Origin of the sequence: Microbispora sp. H11081 (assembly GCF_012999535.1) — a bacterium.
GTDB lineage: Bacteria > Actinomycetota > Actinomycetes > Streptosporangiales > Streptosporangiaceae > Microbispora.
Map to the genome: position 1 here is coordinate 666,732 of NZ_JABBWV010000001.1, position 17,215 is coordinate 683,946.

The 17,215-nt window shown below is 72.6% G+C and carries 15 protein-coding genes; all 15 read left to right on the plus strand.

Features of this window, described 5'->3' with window-relative positions; genetic code table 11:
- Positions 1-208: 208 nt before the first annotated feature.
- The 15 genes from pyrR to HHX31_RS03030 all read left to right on the plus strand — a co-directional run bounded on the left by pyrR (position 209) and on the right by HHX31_RS03030 (position 17,214).
- Positions 209-766 (plus strand): bifunctional pyr operon transcriptional regulator/uracil phosphoribosyltransferase PyrR, encoded by a 558-nt coding sequence (gene pyrR / locus HHX31_RS02960; RefSeq protein WP_169944720.1) that lies wholly within the window; start codon positions 209-211, stop codon positions 764-766.
- A complete protein-coding gene (locus HHX31_RS02965; protein WP_169944722.1) occupies positions 763-1,698 on the plus strand; it encodes an aspartate carbamoyltransferase catalytic subunit in 936 nt (311 codons plus the stop codon). The genes pyrR and HHX31_RS02965 overlap by 4 nt, the downstream gene beginning before the upstream one ends.
- The gene (locus HHX31_RS02970; protein WP_211589168.1) at positions 1,695-3,029 is read left to right on the plus strand and encodes a dihydroorotase; all 1,335 of its coding nucleotides are present in this window, start codon (positions 1,695-1,697) and stop codon (positions 3,027-3,029) included. Before HHX31_RS02965 ends, HHX31_RS02970 begins: the two co-directional genes overlap by 4 nt.
- On the plus strand, positions 3,026-4,144 hold the full coding sequence (gene carA, locus HHX31_RS02975) for a glutamine-hydrolyzing carbamoyl-phosphate synthase small subunit (RefSeq protein ID WP_169944724.1): 1,119 nt from the start codon (positions 3,026-3,028) through the stop codon (positions 4,142-4,144). The genes HHX31_RS02970 and carA overlap by 4 nt, the downstream gene beginning before the upstream one ends.
- Positions 4,137-7,415: a carbamoyl-phosphate synthase large subunit gene (carB, locus tag HHX31_RS02980; protein ID WP_169944726.1), complete on the plus strand. Its 3,279-nt coding sequence runs from the start codon at positions 4,137-4,139 to the stop codon at positions 7,413-7,415. Before carA ends, carB begins: the two co-directional genes overlap by 8 nt.
- Positions 7,416-7,571: 156 nt before the next feature.
- Positions 7,572-8,429: a dihydroorotate dehydrogenase electron transfer subunit gene (locus tag HHX31_RS02985; protein WP_169944728.1), complete on the plus strand. Its 858-nt coding sequence runs from the start codon at positions 7,572-7,574 to the stop codon at positions 8,427-8,429.
- 21 nt (positions 8,430-8,450) lie between these two features.
- A complete protein-coding gene (locus HHX31_RS02990) occupies positions 8,451-9,425 on the plus strand; it encodes a dihydroorotate dehydrogenase (RefSeq protein ID WP_169944730.1) in 975 nt (324 codons plus the stop codon).
- On the plus strand, positions 9,422-10,120 hold the full coding sequence (pyrF, locus tag HHX31_RS02995) for an orotidine-5'-phosphate decarboxylase (RefSeq protein ID WP_169944732.1): 699 nt from the start codon (positions 9,422-9,424) through the stop codon (positions 10,118-10,120). The genes HHX31_RS02990 and pyrF overlap by 4 nt, the downstream gene beginning before the upstream one ends.
- A 264-nt stretch (positions 10,121-10,384) precedes the next feature.
- Complete coding sequence (gene mihF / locus HHX31_RS03000) at positions 10,385-10,708, plus strand: integration host factor, actinobacterial type (protein WP_030450375.1); 324 nt, start codon at positions 10,385-10,387, stop codon at positions 10,706-10,708.
- A 130-nt stretch (positions 10,709-10,838) separates the two neighbouring features.
- Positions 10,839-11,399, plus strand: a complete 561-nt coding sequence (gene gmk, locus HHX31_RS03005) for a guanylate kinase (protein ID WP_211589169.1) — start codon at positions 10,839-10,841, stop codon at positions 11,397-11,399.
- 12 nt (positions 11,400-11,411) lie between these two features.
- Positions 11,412-11,675, plus strand: a complete 264-nt coding sequence (gene rpoZ, locus HHX31_RS03010) for a DNA-directed RNA polymerase subunit omega (protein WP_169944735.1) — start codon at positions 11,412-11,414, stop codon at positions 11,673-11,675.
- A 16-nt stretch (positions 11,676-11,691) separates the two neighbouring features.
- The gene (gene coaBC, locus HHX31_RS03015) at positions 11,692-12,960 is read left to right on the plus strand and encodes a bifunctional phosphopantothenoylcysteine decarboxylase/phosphopantothenate--cysteine ligase CoaBC (RefSeq protein ID WP_169944737.1); all 1,269 of its coding nucleotides are present in this window, start codon (positions 11,692-11,694) and stop codon (positions 12,958-12,960) included.
- A 69-nt stretch (positions 12,961-13,029) separates the two neighbouring features.
- Positions 13,030-13,398, plus strand: coding sequence for a hypothetical protein (locus HHX31_RS03020; protein WP_169944739.1), 369 nt, complete (start codon positions 13,030-13,032; stop codon positions 13,396-13,398).
- 186 nt (positions 13,399-13,584) lie between these two features.
- A complete protein-coding gene (gene metK, locus HHX31_RS03025) occupies positions 13,585-14,772 on the plus strand; it encodes a methionine adenosyltransferase (RefSeq protein ID WP_169944740.1) in 1,188 nt (395 codons plus the stop codon).
- Positions 14,773-14,925: 153 nt separating this feature from the next.
- The gene (locus HHX31_RS03030; protein ID WP_169944742.1) at positions 14,926-17,214 is read left to right on the plus strand and encodes a primosomal protein N'; all 2,289 of its coding nucleotides are present in this window, start codon (positions 14,926-14,928) and stop codon (positions 17,212-17,214) included.
- The last annotated feature ends 1 nt before the right edge of the window (position 17,215 follow it).

Consider the following 17,215-nt stretch of genomic DNA (forward strand, 5'->3'; position numbering starts at 1 on the left):
CACTCGGCACGATGCGGCTTCCGATCCCCGGCGTGTCACCGGTGTCCCCGGCGGGCACCCCGTCGCCTCCTCCCCACGCCGCCGGCGAGCGGTCCCCAGGCGCATCACCCCTGGCGGGAGGGGGGTTCGCGGACGGCCCTGATACTCTAAGCAGACCGAACACCCTTTAAGACCCGTCCCGTGAGGCGGGAAAGGTGGTGATTTTTTCATGTCTGATGCCCGAAATCCGGCCCGTGCCGTCCTGGAGGGGCCCGACATCCACCGGGCGCTGACCCGGATCGCGCACGAGATCCTCGAACGGACCAGGGGCGCGGAGAGCGTCGTACTGATCGGCATCCCCACCCGCGGCGCCACCCTCGCGCAGCGCATCGCCGAGCGCATCGCGCAGTTCGAGGGGATCAAGGTTCCCGTGGGCGCCATCGACGTCACGATGTACCGCGACGACCTCCGCCTGCGGCCCGCTCGGCCGCTCGGCCGCACCGAACTGCCCGCGGACGGCGTCGACGGCAGGACCGTCGTCCTCGTGGACGACGTCCTCTACTCCGGCCGCACCGTGCGCGCCGCGCTCGACGCGCTGAACGACGTGGGCCGGCCCAGGGCCGTCCAGCTCGCGACGCTCGTGGACCGCGGCCACCGGGAACTGCCGATCCGCGCCGACTACGTCGGCAAGAACCTGCCGACCTCCAAGAGCGAGAAGGTCAAGGTCTTCCTGGAGGAGACCGACGGGCGCGACGCGGTCGTGCTCATCAAGGAGGGCGACCGATGAAACGGCACCTGATCTCGACCGGCGACCTCACCCGCGACGACGCCCTCCTCATCCTCGACACGGCGGAGGAGCTGGCCCGGGTCTCGCAGCGGTCCATCAAGAAGCTGCCGACGCTGCGCGGCCGCACGGTGGTGAACCTCTTCTTCGAGGACTCCACCCGGACCCGCATCTCGTTCGAGGCCGCGGCCAAGCGCCTGTCGGCCGACGTCATCAACTTCTCGGCCAAGGGGTCGAGCGTGTCCAAGGGCGAGTCGCTGAAGGACACCGCGCTGACCCTGGAGGCCATGGGCGCCGACGCCGTGGTGATCCGGCACAGCGCCTCCGGCGCGCCGCACCGCCTGGCCTCCTGGGTGCGCGGCAGCGTGGTCAACGCCGGAGACGGCACCCACGAGCACCCCACCCAGGCGCTGCTCGACGCCTTCAGCATCCGCCGCCGGCTGGGCCGCCTGGAGGGCCTGAAGATCGCGATCGTGGGCGACGTGCTGCACAGCCGGGTCGCGAGGTCCAACGTGCTGCTGCTGCACACGCTCGGCGCGGAGGTGACGCTGGTCGCGCCGCCGACCCTGCTGCCCGTCGCGGTCGGCACGTGGCCCTGCCAGGTCTCCTACGACCTCGACGCCGTGCTGCCCAAGTCGGACGTCGTGATGATGCTGCGGGTCCAGCTTGAGCGGATGAACGCGGCCTACTTCCCCTCGGCGCGGGAGTACAGCCGCCGATACGGCCTCGACCGCGACCGCTTCGCCCGCCTGCACGACGACGCCATCGTCATGCACCCCGGCCCGATGAACCGCGGCATGGAGATCTCCGCGGAGGTCGCCGACTCGCCGCGCTCGACGATCGTCGAGCAGGTCGCCAACGGCGTGACCGTCCGGATGGCCGTTCTCTACCTGTTGCTCGGCGGATCCGAGCCCGCGATCGGAGGCGCCGAATGAACACGTACGACTTCCACGAGGGGACGGCTGTGAGCACCATCCTCATCAAAGGCGCCCGGATCCTGGGCGGCGCCCCGGCCGACATCCTGCTGCGCGACGGCGTCGTGGCGGAGACAGGCGACCTCGCGGGCGCGCGGGCCGGTCAGACGGTCGACGCCGACGGGCTGGTCGCCCTGCCCGGCCTGGTGGACCTGCACACCCACCTGCGAGAGCCGGGCAGGGAGGACGCCGAGACCGTCGAGACGGGCACCCAGGCCGCGGCGCGCGGCGGGTACACCGCCGTCCACGCGATGGCCAACACCTCCCCGGTGGCCGACACCGCCGGCGTGGTGGAGCAGGTCTGGCGGCTCGGCCAGGCGTGCGGCCACTGCGACGTGCAGCCCGTCGGCGCGGTGACCTCCGGCCTCGAAGGCCGCCAGCTCGCCGAGCTCGGCGCGATGGCCGACTCCGCGGCCCGCGTGCGGGTCTTCTCCGACGACGGCAAGTGCGTGTCGGACGCCGTGCTGATGCGCAGGGCGCTGGAGTACGTCAAGGCGTTCGACGGCGTCGTCGCCCAGCACGCCCAGGAGCCGAGGCTGACCGAGGGCGCCCAGCTCAACGAGGGCGAGGTGTCGGCCAGGCTCGGCCTGACCGGCTGGCCGGCGGTGGCGGAGGAGGCGATCATCGCGCGCGACTGCCTGCTCGCCGCGCACGTCGGCTCCCGGCTGCACGTCTGCCACGTCTCCACCGCCGGCTCCGTCGAGATCATCCGCTGGGCCAAGTCGAAGGGCTGGGACGTGACCGCCGAGGTCACCCCGCATCACCTGCTGCTGACCGACTCCTGCGCGGAGACCTCGCCGCTCGGCCCGTACAACCCCCTCTACAAGGTGAACCCGCCGCTGCGCACCGCCGACGACGTGCGGGCGCTGCGCGAGGCGCTGGCCGACGGCACGATCGACTGCGTGGCCACCGACCACGCGCCCCATCCGGTCGAGGACAAGGAGACCGAGTGGGGTGCGGCGGCCATGGGCATGATCGGGCTGGAGACCGCCCTGTCCGTGGTGCAGGAGGCCATGGTCGAGACCGGCCTGCTCGACTGGGCCGGCGTCGCCGACCGCATGTCGGTCAGGCCGGCCAGGATCGGCCGCCTGGCCGGGCACGGCCGCATGATCGAGCCCGGCGCCCCCGCCAACGTCACCCTGTACGACCCGTCGGTCCGGCAGCACGTGGACCCCTCCGCGATGGTGTCGAAGAGCCGCAACACCCCTTACGAGGGACTGACCCTGCCCGGCCGCGTCGTCGCGACGTTCCTGCGCGGCCGCCCCACCGTTCTCGAAGGGAAGCTCGTATGACAGCCCTGCTCGTACTCGAGGACGGACGCGTCTTCGAGGGGACGCCGTACGGCGCCGTGGGCGAGACGTTCGGCGAGATGGTCTTCAACACCGGGATGACCGGCTACCAGGAGACGCTCACCGACCCCTCCTACCACCGGCAGATCGTGGCGATGACCGCGCCGCACATCGGCAACACCGGTGTCAACGACCAGGACCCCGAGTCCCGCAGGGTCTGGGTCGCCGGCTACGTGGTGCGTGAGCCGTCGCGGATCCCGTCGAACTGGCGCTCCAGCGGGACGCTCGACGACTACCTGCGCGCCCAGGGCGTGGTCGGCATCGCGATGTCCGGCACCCGCGCCCTCACCCGCCACCTGCGCGAGCGCGGGGCGATGCGCGCGGGCATCTTCAGCGAGGGCGGCGACGTCGCCGACCTCGTCGACCGGGTGCGGCGTGCGCCCGGCATGGAGGGCGCCGACCTGGCCCGCGAGGTCAGCACGCCCGAGCCGTACGTCGTGCCCGCGATCGGCCGCAAGCGCTTCACCGTCGCCGCGGTCGATCTCGGCATCAAGGCGATGACGCCGCAGCGGATGGCCGAGCGGGGCTGCGAGGTGCACGTGCTGCCCGCGACCGCGAAGGCGGCCGACATCCTCGCCCTCGACCCCGACGGCGTCTTCTTCTCCAACGGCCCCGGCGACCCCGCCGCGGCCGGGTACGCGGTCGACTCCCTGCGCGAGGTGCTGGACCAGAGCGTGCCGTTCTTCGGCATCTGCTTCGGCAACCAGATCCTCGGCCGGGCGCTCGGCCTCGGCACCTACAAGCTGCGGTACGGCCACCGCGGGGTGAACCAGCCGGTGCAGGACCGCAGGACGGGCAAGGTCGAGATCTCCGCGCACAACCACGGCTTCGCCGTGCGCGCCCCGCTGGACGGGCCCTTCGAGACCCCGTACGGCGCGGCCGAGGTGAGCCACGTCAACCTCAACGACGACTGCGTCGAGGGGCTCCGCCTGCTGGACCGCCCGGCGTTCAGCGTGCAGTACCACCCCGAGGCGGCGGCGGGGCCGCACGACGCCGCCTACCTGTTCGACGAGTTCTGCGAGCTGATGGACGACAAGAAGGGGGCCGAGGGTGCCTAAGCGTACGGACATCAGGTCCGTCATGGTGATCGGCTCCGGCCCGATCGTCATCGGACAGGCGTGCGAGTTCGACTACTCGGGCACCCAGGCCTGCCGGGTCCTGCGCAGCGAGGGTTTCCGGGTCATCCTGGTCAACAGCAACCCCGCCACGATCATGACGGACCCGGAGTTCGCCGACGCCACCTACGTCGAGCCGATCACGCCGGACATCGTCGAGAAGATCATCGCCAAGGAGCGGCCCGACGCCCTGCTGCCCACGCTGGGCGGCCAGACCGCGCTCAACACGGCCGTGGCGCTGCACGAGGCCGGAGTGCTCGACAAGTACGGCGTCGAGCTGATCGGCGCCGACATCGACGCGATCCAGGCGGGGGAGAACCGCGAGCGGTTCAAGGAGATCGTCGCGAAGGTGGCCGCCGAGCACGGCCTCAACGCCGAGTCGGCGCGCAGCGCGATCTGCCACACCATGGACGAGTGCCTGCGCGCGGCGGACGAGCTCGGCTACCCCGTCGTCGTCCGCCCGAGCTTCACGATGGGCGGCGTGGGCTCCGGCTTCGCCCACGACGAGCGGGAGCTGCACCGCATCGCGGGCGCCGGCCTCGACGCCTCCCCGACCACCGAGGTGCTCCTGGAGGAGTCGATCCTCGGCTGGAAGGAGTACGAGCTGGAGGTCATGCGGGACCGCAACGACAACGTGGTCATCGTGTGCTCCATCGAGAACGTCGACCCGATGGGCGTCCACACCGGCGACAGCGTGACCGTGGCGCCCGCGCTGACCCTGACCGACCGCGAGTACCAGAACATGCGCGACGTCGCGATCGCGGTCATCCGCGAGGTCGGCGTCGACACCGGCGGCTGCAACATCCAGTTCGCGGTCGACCCGCGGACCGGCCGGATGATCGTCATCGAGATGAACCCGCGCGTGTCGCGCTCGTCGGCGCTGGCGTCCAAGGCCACCGGCTTCCCGATCGCCAAGATCGCCGCCAAGCTCGCCATCGGGTACACCCTCGACGAGATCCCCAACGACATCACCAAGGAGACCCCGGCGTCGTTCGAGCCGTCGCTCGACTACATCGTGGTCAAGGTGCCGAGGTTCGCGTTCGAGAAGTTCGCCGGGGCCGACGAGACGCTGACCACCCACATGAAGTCGGTCGGCGAGGCGATGGCGATCGGCAGGTCCTTCCCCGAGGCGCTGCAGAAGGCGCTGCGGTCGCTGGAGAAGAAGGGGTCGTCGTTCGGCTGGGCGGGCGAGCCCGGCGACCTGGACGAGCTCCTCGAGGCCTGCCGCAGGCCGCACGATGGGCGGCTGCGCACGATGCAGCAGGCCATCAGGGCGGGCGCGACCCCGGAGCAGGTCCACGAGGCCACGTCGGTCGACCCGTGGTTCGTCGACCAGCTCTTCGCGATCGACGAGGTCGCCCGGTCGATCACCACGCTCGACCGGCCCACCCTCGACCTGGCCAAGCGGCACGGCTTCAGCGACGCGCAGATCGCCGAGATCCTGGGCGTGGCGGAGCCCGAGGTGCGGGCCAGGCGCCACGAGCTCGGCGTGCGGCCCGTCTACAACACGGTGGACACCTGCGCCGCCGAGTTCGCCGCGCGCACGCCGTACCTCTACTCCACGTACGACGAGGAGACCGAGGTGCCGGTGGGCGACCGGCCCAAGGTGATCATCCTGGGCAGCGGACCGAACCGCATCGGCCAGGGCATCGAGTTCGACTACGCCTGCGTGCACGCGTCGTTCGAGCTGGCCAAGGCCGGCTACGAGACCGTGATGGTCAACTGCAACCCCGAGACCGTCTCGACCGACTACGACACCTCCGACCGGCTCTACTTCGAGCCGCTCACGCTGGAGGACGTGCTGGAGGTCGTGCACGCCGAGCTGGAGACCGGACCGGTCGCCGGGGTGATCGTCCAGCTGGGCGGCCAGACGCCGCTGGGCCTCGCGCAGGCGCTCAAGGACGCCGGTGTGCCGGTGGTCGGCACCTCGCCCGAGTCGATCCACCTCGCCGAGGACCGCGGGGCGTTCGGCCGGGTCCTGGCCGAGGCCGGGCTGACCGCCCCCAAGCACGGCACGGCGACGACCGTGGACGAGGCGAAGGCGGTCGCCGAGGAGATCGGCTACCCCGTGCTCGTACGGCCGTCGTACGTCCTCGGCGGGGCCGGCATGGCCATCGTGTACGACGAGGACACGCTCGCGACCTACATGGCCAGGGCGGCCTCCGAGCACCCGGTGCTGATCGACCGGTTCCTCGACGACGCCATCGAGATCGACGTGGACGCGCTGTTCGACGGTGAGGAGCTCTACCTCGGGGGCGTCATGGAGCACATCGAGGAGGCCGGCATCCACTCCGGCGACTCGGCGTGCGCGCTGCCCCCGATCACGCTGGGCGGCTTCGACATCAAGCGCATCCGCGCGGCCACCGAGGGCATCGCCCGCGGAGTGGGCGTACGCGGCCTGCTGAACGTCCAGTACGCGCTCGCCGCGAACGTGCTGTACGTCCTGGAGGCCAACCCCAGGGCCAGCCGTACTGTGCCGTTCGTGTCCAAGGCGACGGCGGTGCCGCTGGCCAAGGCGGCGGCGCGGCTGATGATGGGCGCGACCATCGCGGAACTGCGCGCGGAGGGCATGCTGCCGGCCGAGTATGACGGCGGCACGCTGCCGCTGGACGCGCCGGTCGCGGTCAAGGAGGCGGTGCTGCCGTTCAACCGGTTCCGCGGCGTGGACACCGTGCTCGGGCCGGAGATGCGCTCGACCGGCGAGGTCATGGGCATCGACGAGTTCTTCGGCGCGGCCTACGCCAAGTCGCAGTCGGCCGCCTACGGCGCGCTGCCGACCAAGGGCCGGGCGTTCGTCTCCGTCGCCAACAAGGACAAGCGGGCGGCGATCTTCCCCGTGAAGGCGCTCGCGGACCTCGGCTTCGAGATCCTGGCCACGGAGGGCACCGCGGAGGTGCTGCGCCGCAACGGCGTCCATGCCAAGATCGTGCGCAAGCACAGCGACGGCGCGGGGAGCGACGGCGAGCCGACCATCGTGCGGCGCATCCTCGACGGGGAGGTGGACCTCATCGTGAACACGCCGTTCGGCAGCCCGGGGCAGTCGGGGCCGCGCCTGGACGGGTACGAGATCCGCACCGCCGCGGTCAACCGCGGCATCGCCTGCATCACGACCGTCCAGGGCCTGGCCGCCGCCGTGCAGGGCATCCAGTACATCGTCAGGGGCGACATCGGCGTGTGTTCCCTGCAGGAACACGCCAGGAGGCTGCGAGACTAGCCCGGGACGGCCGAGTGCGCCATGAGCGCGGAGGGCGCGCCGGCGATCCGGACTGAGGAGCGAGGGGAGCGCGGTACGAGCGACCCGAAGCGACGAGGGGCGAGGTCGGCTTAGGCGCCCGGAGCCGCGCGAGCGCCATGAGCAGGGAGGAAGGGAGTGGCCGGCAGTCCGGTTCAGGTCACGGGAACGGTGCTGACGACGCGCAGGGTGGACGCCTACCACGCGCTCACCGTCGTCGCGCCGGGCATCGCCGACCGGTTCAGGCCCGGCCACTTCGTCACGGTCGCCGTCGGAGGCCGCGACTCCTCGATGCTCACCCGGCGGGCCTTCGCCGTCCACGACGTCAAGCCGGACTACGGTGGCACGGTGGAGCTCGTCTTCGGCGTGCGCGGCGCCGGGACGGCCTGGCTCGCCGACAGGAAAGCGCGCGACACGCTCGACCTCGTCGGACCGCTCGGCCGCCCCTTCCCCCTGCCTCGGGACCCCTGCACCTGCGTGCTGGTCGGCGACGAGCACGGCTCGGCGTCGCTGTTCGCGCTGGGCGACGCGCTGCAGCAGCGCGGCTGCCGCGTCGACTTCGTGCTGGGCGCGCCGTCGGCCGACCGGGTTTTCGGGGCGCTGCGCGCGCGCCGGATGGGCGAGACGACCACGCTCACGACCGAGGACGGCTCTCTAGGCATGCGCGGCACGGTGACCGACGTGCTGCCCGGGGTGATCGCCGACGCGCGGGCAGACGCGGTCTACGCGTGCGGGCCGATGGCGACGCTGCGCGGCGTCACGGCGGTCGCCGTCGAGTTCGGCATTCCCGCGCAGGTGGCGGTGGAGGAGTCCATGGCGTGCGGCATCGGCGTCTGCATGACGTGCGTCGTGCCGGTCATCGGCGACGACGGCCTGACCCGCATGCTCCGCGCCTGCACGGAGGGGCCGGTGTTCCGCGGCGAGCGGGTGCGGTTCGACGACGTCGGGACGATCCCGTTCGACGCGCTGGGCGCGCCGGGTGGGCGGCATGCCTGAACCGGGCCGGGGTGACCGGCGGTGACGGCCGACCTGCGGACCTACCTGGCGCACGTGGAGCTGCCCAACCCGGTCCTGACCGCCTCGGGCTGCGGCGGGACGGGCCGCGAGCTCGCCCACTTCTCCGACGTGCACCGGCTCGGCGCGTTCGTCACCCGGTCGATCACCATGGCCCCCCGCGCGGGACGGCCGACGCCGCGGATGGCCGAGACCCCCTCGGGGCTGCTGAACGCCGTGGGGCTGCAGGGCCCGGGAGTCGAGGCGTTCCTGGACCGCGAGCTGCCCTGGCTGGCCGAGCGCGGCGCCCGCACGGTGGTGTCCATCGGGGGAGGCACGGTGACCGAGTACACCGCGCTGGCGCGCCGCCTGGCCGGGGCGGAGGGCATCACTGCCGTGGAGATCAACCTGTCGTGCCCGAACGTCGAGGACCGCGGCAGGGTGTTCGCCCGCGACGGGTCGGCCGCGGCGGAGGTCGTGGCCTCGGTGCGCGCGGCCACGCCGTACGAGGTGCCGGTGATCGCCAAGCTGTCCCCGGACGTGGCCGACGTCGTCGCGGTCGCGCGGGCCTGCGTGGACGGCGGCGCCGACGCCCTCGCGATGATCAACACCCCGGTGGGGATGAGCATCGACGTGGACAGGATGCGCCCCGCGCTCGCGGCAGGCACCGGCGGCCTGTCAGGCCCCGCCGTACGGCCCCTGGCCGTGCGCTGCGTCTGGCAGGTCCACGCGGCGCTGCCCGGGGTGCCGATCGTGGGCATGGGCGGCGTGGCGACCGGCAGGGACGCCCTTGAGCTCGTCCTGGCGGGCGCCTGCGCCGTCGCGGTGGGGACGGCCCTGTTCCACGACCCCTACGCCTGCCCGCGCGTCCTGAGGGAGCTCGAGGAGCTTCTGCAGGAGCGCGGGTTCGACCGGCTCGCCGACGCGGTGGGCCTGGCCCACCGGCCGGTGGGCGCACAACCACGAACAAGAACCGATCTCGAGGAGACTTCGCTTTGACCACGCCCGCTCCCATCGCCGTAGCCCTGGACGCGCCCGACCTGGAGACAGCGGCTCGCTGGGCCGGTCTGGTGACCCCGCACGTCTCCACGGTGAAGGTTGGTCTGGAGCTCTACCTGCGGTACGGGCCCGACGTGATCGCCTCGGTGCGCGGCGCGAGCGGCGTGAGCGTCTTCCTCGACCTCAAGCTGCACGATATCCCGAACACGGTGGGCGCCGCCGCCAGGGCGGTCGCCCGGCTCAAGCCGACGTACCTCACCGTGCACGCCGCGGGAGGGGCCGCGATGGTCAGGGCGGCCGTCGAGGCGGCCCCCGGCACCCGCATCGCCGCCGTGACGCTCCTGACGTCGCTTTCCGCGGCCGATCTCGCCGAGATCGGCATCCAGGGACACCCCGAGGACCTCGTGCGCCGTATGGCCGCCGTGGCCGTCGGGGCGGGCGCCCAGGCTCTCGTGTGCTCGCCCAGGGAGGTCGCCGCCGTACGCGCGGAGGTCGGCCCGGACGTGACGCTCATCACCCCGGGCGTGCGGCCCGCCGGCGCCGACACCCAGGACCAGGCGCGGGTGGCCACCCCGGAGGAGGCGATCGCCAGGGGTGCCGACCTCCTCGTGATCGGGCGGCCCATCACCAGGGCCCCCGACCCCGGCGCCGCCGCCGCCGGGATCGCCGCCGCGCTGCGCCGCGTCAGCCTCTGACCCCTCGGCCGGCCGGAGCCGGAAGGCGCCCGGCGGGGCGCCTCATGGCGCCTGAAAGTCTCATTCCGCCCGTCACCATGCGTTATCCGGTTCCGGGCCTGCTGAGGCGGTTTTGATCTACCAGGAGTGACTTTTCGAATACCGCCGGTAGTAAAATCAATTTTGTCGTCGCAGAACCCGCCCTTGACGTTGCTGTTACGGCCAAGACCAGCTAGTTTCCCCCATCGTCCGAGTACATCGACATGAAATTCGAGGTGACCCGGCGTGGCTCTTCCTCCCCTGACCCCCGAGCAGCGCGCCGCGGCTCTTGAGAAGGCCGCCAAGGCACGCAAGGAGCGTGCCGAGGTCAAGAACCGACTCAAGCACGGCGCGGTTTCTCTGGCTGAGGTGCTGAAGGATGGGCAGACCGATGACGTCATCGGCAAGATGAAGGTCTCGGCTCTGCTGGAGTCGCTCCCTGGCGTCGGCAAGGTCCGCGCCAAGCAGCTCATGGAGCGCCTTGGTATCGCCGAATCCCGCCGCGTGCGGGGCCTCGGCGCCAACCAGCGCGCCTCCCTGGAGCGCGAGTTCGGCGGCGCCGAGAGCTGATCTCGGCGGCGTACGAACGAGTTTCACGGTTTCACGGGGGTATGGAGTGACCGACACGTCCCGGTCCGCTGGAGATCGGGCCCATGAGGCAGTCGCGACCAGCGGGCACAGGACACACGGCGGTGACTCCTTGCCCCGCCCGCGCCTGACGGTCCTTTCCGGTCCGTCGGGTGTGGGCAAGTCCACGGTCGTCGCCGAGCTCCGGCGGTCCCACCCAGAGGTGTGGCTGTCGGTCTCGGTGACAACCAGGAAGCCCCGTCCGGGGGAGCGGCACGGAGTGGAGTACTACTTCGCCGACGACGACGAGTTCGACAAGCTCGTCGCCTCCGGAGAGCTCCTGGAGTGGGCGGAGTTCGCCGGCAACCGGTACGGCACGCCGAGGCAGCCCGTGCTGGAGAGGCTGGCGGCAGGGGTCCCCACCCTGCTGGAGATCGACCTCCAGGGCGCCAGGCAGGTGCGCACGACGATGCCCGAGGCACTGCTCGTGTTCCTGGCCCCGCCGAGCTGGGAGGAGCTGGAGCGGCGGCTGCGCGGCCGCGGCACCGAGCCCTCCGACGTGATCGCCCGCCGGCTGGACGCGGGCAGGATCGAGATGGCGGCGGAGAAGGAGTTCGACCTCACGATCGTCAACACGTCCGTCAAGGATGTGTGCCATCGGCTGATAGCCTTGATGGGAAACTCACCTAGCTAGGGGATCACTGACGTGGCAAGCAGCTCCGCCTACGCGGAAGGCATCACCAACCCGCCGATCGACGCGCTTCTCGACATCGTCGACAGCAAGTACAGCCTTGTGATCATGGGTGCGAAGCGGGCGCGCCAGATCAACGCTTACTACTCCCAGCTCGGCGAGGGCCTGCTGGAGTACGTGGGACCCCTCGTGGAGACCCACGCCCAGGAGAAGCCGCTGTCCATCGCCCTGCGCGAGGTCTCCGAGGGCCTGCTCACCTCCGAGCCCATCGAGGGCTGAGCGTCCCCACGGGCCGATGACCTCCGTAGTACTGGGCGTGAGCGCCGGCATCGCGGTCTACAAGTCCTGCGAGCTGCTGCGCCTTTTCACCGAGTCGGGACACGACGTGCGTGTCGTGCCGACCAGGGACGCCCTGCGGTTCGTCGGCGAGCCGACCTGGGCCGCGCTGTCCGGCAATCCGGTGACCACCGAGGTGTGGGAGTCGGTGCACGAGGTGCCGCACGTGCGCATCGGGCAGTCGGCCGACCTGGTGATCGTGGCCCCTGCGACGGCGGACGTGCTGGCCAGGGCCGCGCACGGCATGGCCGACGACCTGCTTACCAACACTCTGCTCACCGCGCGCTGCCCGGTGGTGTTCGCGCCCGCGATGCACACGGAGATGTGGGAGAACCCGGCCACGCGGGCCAACGTGGCGACCCTGCGCGAGCGCGGCGCGATCGTGATCGAGCCCGCCGTAGGCAGGCTCACCGGCGCCGACACCGGCCGGGGGCGGCTGCCCGACCCCGCCGAGATCTTCGAGGTGTGCCGCCGCGTGCTGGCGGGCGGGCGTGACGACCTGGCCGGGCGGCACGTCGTGATCTCGGCAGGCGGCACCCGCGAGGCGATCGACCCCGTGCGCTTCATCGGCAACCGGTCCTCCGGCCTGCAGGGGTACGCGCTCGCCCGCACCGCCGTCGCGCGGGGCGCGGAGGTGACGCTCGTGGCGGCCAACGTGACGCTGCCCGATCCCGCGGGCGCGAAGGTCGTCCGGGTGGAGTCGGCGCGGCAGTTGCGCGACGCGGTCCTCCTGGCGGCGGAGCACGCCGACGCTGTCGTGATGGCCGCCGCGGTCGCGGACTTCCGGCCCGTACGGCAGAGCGACTCAAAGATCAAGAAGTCGTCCGCCGAGCCCGATCCCATCCATTTGACGAAAAATCCGGACATCCTGGCCGAGCTGGGTGAGATCCGCCGGGCCAGGCGGGAGGCGTACGCCGCGGGGGACGGACGGCACGGCACCCCGGTGGGCCGCGACGCCCCGGGGGAGGCCGCGCCCGGCGGGCCCCGGGTGATCGTGGGTTTCGCGGCCGAGACCGACGACGTCCTGGCCAACGGCCAGGCCAAGCTGCGGCGCAAGGGCTGCGACCTGCTCGTGGTGAACCAGGTCGGGGAGAACCTGGCGTTCGGCACTCCGGACAACGCGGCCGTCGTCCTCACGGCGGAGGGCGGCTCCGTGGAGATTCCGAGGGGTCCCAAAGAGGATCTCGCCGACGTAGTGTGGGACTTGGTGGCGCAGCGTCTCGCCTGACCTTCGCGTGGTGCCGGCGCGGGCGCCCGCTCCGCCCCCCGCAGGTAGTGCATCGAGGGAGCGATCGCCATGCCGGTGTCCGCCACGATCAGGGAGCGCTGCCGGGCGTTGCTCGGCCCCGGCGAGGACATTCGCTACGTCTTTCCCGCCGTGGCCCTGCCACCCCCCGCCACGCTCGGGTTCCTCGTCGTGGTGACGGACCGCTCGATCACCCTGCTGTCCACCAAGATGTTCAGCAGGGACGAGCCGTCAGGGGTGTGGGCCCGTTACCCACGCCGCACCCGTCTCGGGCCGATCGAGTTCGGGACGGGCCCCCGCATCGAGATGGGCGGGATGATCCTGGAGGTCGACGACGAGTACGCGGCCGTGGTCGCGGCGGCGGACGCGGAGGCCTTCTCACCCGGTGACCTGCCCAGAGATCCCTTACCCGACCTCTGAGACGTCGTCCGGGGGACCGGCGGGCCTTCTTGTGGACTGCTGACCTGCCGACCGTAACCCGGAGGGCTTCACCGCTCCGCAGTGCCTGGGGCTAGACTCGCGTGAGCATCGAGTGACCGCGGTGGGGCTGGGCTCTGCCGCCGGTCGCTCATGGACGTCAGCAGCCGCTGCATGAGGAGCCCTGAGTTGTCCCGTCGCCTGTTCACCTCCGAGTCGGTCACCGAGGGCCACCCGGACAAGATCGCCGACCAGATCAGTGACGCGATTCTCGACGCCATGCTCAAGGACGACCCGAAGAGCCGGGTCGCCGTCGAGACGCTGATCACCACTGGCCAGGTCCACGTCGCCGGCGAGGTGACGACGGAGACCTACGTCGACATCCCCGCCCTGATCCGCGAGAAGATCCTCGAGATCGGGTACGACGCCTCCCACAAGGGCTTCGACGGCGCCTCCTGTGGCGTGTCGGTGTCCATCGGCGCGCAGTCCCCGGACATCGCGCAGGGCGTCGACGACGCCTACGAGCACCGTGAGGGCGAGGGCGCCGACGACTTCGACCGCCAGGGCGCGGGCGACCAGGGCCTGATGTTCGGCTACGCCTGCCGCGAGACCCCCGAGCTGATGCCGCTGCCGATCACCCTCGCGCACCGGATGGCCCGGCGCCTGTCGGAGGTCCGCAAGAACGGCACGGTTCCCTACCTGCGCCCGGACGGCAAGACCCAGGTCACGATCGAGTACGACGGCGACCGCCCGGCCCGCCTCGACACCGTGGTCGTCTCCACCCAGCACGCCCCGGAGATCGACCTGCGGGAGATGCTGACCCCGGACATCCGCGAGCACGTGGTCGAGCCGATCCTGGCCGACCTGGAGATCGAGACCGAGGGCTACCGCCTGCTGGTCAACCCGACCGGCCGTTTCGAGATCGGCGGCCCCATGGGCGACGCCGGGCTCACCGGTCGTAAGATCATCATCGACACGTACGGCGGCATGGCCCGCCACGGCGGCGGCGCGTTCTCCGGCAAGGACCCGTCCAAGGTCGACCGCTCTGCCGCCTACGCCATGCGCTGGGTCGCCAAGAACGTCGTCGCGGCCGGTCTGGCCGACCGCTGCGAGGTCCAGGTCGCCTACGCCATCGGCAAGGCCCAGCCCGTCGGCCTGTTCGTCGAGACGTTCGGCACCGAGAAGGCGCCGGTCAACGTGATCCAGGACGCGGTGCTCGAGGTCTTCGACCTGCGGCCCGCCGCGATCATCCGCGACCTCGACCTGCTGCGCCCGATCTACTCCGAGACCGCCGCCTACGGCCACTTCGGCCGTGAGGGCTTCTCCTGGGAGTCCACCGACCGGGCCGACGCCCTGCGCACGGCCGCCGGTCTGTGATCCGCTCCTGACGAGCACGGCGACCATCGTCGCCACCGCGGCGCCCGCCCCGACGGCGGGCGCCGCTGTCGTGCGCGCCGCCGCCCGGCCGGCCTGTCCACAGCCGCGGGCGTCCCTGGGATCGCGGTGCGCCGGGTCTGGTAGGACGTAGGAGTGACCGAGCCGACCCGAGTCCCGCACCCGCAGGAGGCGCTCCTCCCGGTGCCCTCCGGCGCCCCTGAGCGGGCGAGCGCCGAGCGGCAGCGCGCGGGCAGGGTCGCGGGCAAGGCGCCGGTGAGGGGCGCGGCCAAGGGCGCGCGTGAGCCGGCGCGGGAGTCGCCCGTCGCCCGGGTCGTGGTGGACACGCCGCTGCCGCACCTCGATCGGCCTTTCGACTACCTCGTGCCCTCCTCCATGGACGCCGACGCGGTGCCCGGCTGCCGGGTGCGGGTCCGCTTCGCCGGTCAGCTCGCCGACGGCTATCTCCTCGAACGGCTCGCTGAGAGCGAGCACGGCGGCAGGTTGTCCTTCCTGGAGCGGGTGATCTCCCCGGAGCCCGTCCTCACCCCCGACATCGCCAGGCTGGCCCGAGCCGTGGCCGACCGGTACGCCGGGACCATGACGGACGTCTTGCGGCTGGCCGTTCCGCCGCGTCACGCGCGGGTCGAGTCCGAGGCGAGGGCACCCGCCCGCCGTGCGGCGTCCGACGGCGGGGAGACCCCCGCACCGGCCGGGCAGCGCGCACCCGGGACAGTCGGCACGGGCACGGAGCCCGGAGGCGCGGCGGGAGAGACGGGCGCGGGGCGGACGGCGGAGGCGTACGGCGACGCCTGGCGGGCCTACCCGGCGGGCGCGTCCTTCCTGGAGGCGCTGGCCGAGGGCAGGGCGCCGCGCGCCGTCTGGACGGCTCTGCCGGGCACGGACGACGGCGGGCCGACGTGGCCTGGGGCCGTCGCGGACGCCGCGCGCGCGACCCTGGACGGCGGCAGGGGCGTCGTCGTGGTGGTGCCCGACGGCAAGGACGTGGCGCTGGTGACCGCGGCCCTGGGCGAGACGCCGCACGTGGCGATCACCGCGGACCTCGGGCCCGCGGAGCGCTACCGGCGCTGGCTCAAGGCGCTGCGCGGCGAGATCGGGATCGTGGTGGGCAACCGCCCCGCGGCCTACGCGCCGGTGGCCCGGCTGGGGCTGGCGGTCGTCTGGGACGACGGCGACGACCTGCACGCCGAGCGGCACGCGCCCTACGCGCACACCAGGGAGGTGCTCGGACTGCGCGCCCACCAGGCGGGGGCGGGCCTGCTGGTCGGCGGCTACGCGCGTACGGCCGAGGCGGCGGCGCTCGTCGAGACGGGCTGGGCCGCCCCGCTCGTCCCGGACCGGGCGGTGGTCAGGGCCAGGGCGCCCAGGGTGCGTCCGGCGGGCGACGACGCGGAGCTGGCCCGTGACCAGGCGGCGAGGGCCGCGCGCCTGCCCAGCGTCGCCTGGCGGGCGCTGCGGGACGGTCTGGAGCACGGGCCGGTGCTCGTACAGGTGCCGCGCAGGGGTTACCTGCCCGCGCTGGCATGCCGGCACTGCCGGGCCCCCGCGCGCTGCTCCGGGCTGCCGGCGGCGCCTCCCGCCGCGGCGCTCCCAGCGACGCTCCCTGGGGCGGGACCCGCGGCGGGGTCGGCGTTCGCGGAGCACCCGGCCATGGGGCCTGTGTGCTCCGGCCCGCTCGCGCTGCGCGGCGGTCACGCGGTGCCCTACTGCCGCTGGTGCGGCCGGATCGCGGGCGACTGGCGCTGCCCGTCCTGCGGCGGGTCAGGCGTGCGGGCCGTCATCGTCGGCGCGCGGCGCACCGCGGAGGAGCTGGGCCGGGCCTTCCCCTCTGTCGCCGTGCGCACCAGCGGGCGCGACGGCGTGCTCGCGACGGTCGGCGGCGCCCCCGCGCTGGTCGTGGCGACGCCCGGGGCCGAGCCCGTGCCGGACGGCGGCTACGCGGCCGCGGTGCTGCTCGACGGCTGGGCGCTGCTTGGCCGCCCCGACCTGCGGGCGGCCGAGGAGGCGCTGCGGCGCTGGGCCAACGCCGCCGCCCTGCTGCGGCCGGCGGGGGAGCTGGTCGTCCTGGCCGACGCCGCGGTGCCCGCCGTACAGGCCCTTCTGCGCTGGGACCCGGTCACCTTCTCGGAACGCGAGCTCGACGAGCGGACCGAGCTGGGCTTCCCGCCCGCCGTGCGGATGGCGACCCTGACGGGGCCGGCCGCGGCCATCAGGGAGACGCTCGCGGAGGCCGTCCTGCCCGTGGGAGCGCAGGTGCTCGGGCCGGTGCCGGTGGAGGGCGGGCCCGATCGGGCCATGGTCCGGGTGCCGCGCCACCTCGGTTCCGCGCTGGCCCGCGCGCTCAAGGGCGCGTCCGGTGTGCGCTCCGCGCGCAAGGCGGCTGACGTGGTACGTGTGAACATCGATCCTCTCGATCTCATCTGAC

What these genes read in the sequence shown, in the direction of transcription:
- pyrR (WP_169944720.1), top strand. Translation starts at nt 209, where the DNA reads ATGTCTGATGCCCGAAATCCGGCCCGTGCCGTCCTGGAGGGGCCCGAC.
- HHX31_RS02965 (WP_169944722.1), top strand. Translation starts at nt 763, where the DNA reads ATGAAACGGCACCTGATCTCGACCGGCGACCTCACCCGCGACGACGCC.
- HHX31_RS02970 (WP_211589168.1), top strand. Translation starts at nt 1,695, where the DNA reads ATGAACACGTACGACTTCCACGAGGGGACGGCTGTGAGCACCATCCTC.
- carA (WP_169944724.1), top strand. Translation starts at nt 3,026, where the DNA reads ATGACAGCCCTGCTCGTACTCGAGGACGGACGCGTCTTCGAGGGGACG.
- coaBC (WP_169944737.1), top strand. Translation starts at nt 11,692, where the DNA reads ATGACCTCCGTAGTACTGGGCGTGAGCGCCGGCATCGCGGTCTACAAG.
- HHX31_RS03020 (WP_169944739.1), top strand. Translation starts at nt 13,030, where the DNA reads ATGCCGGTGTCCGCCACGATCAGGGAGCGCTGCCGGGCGTTGCTCGGC.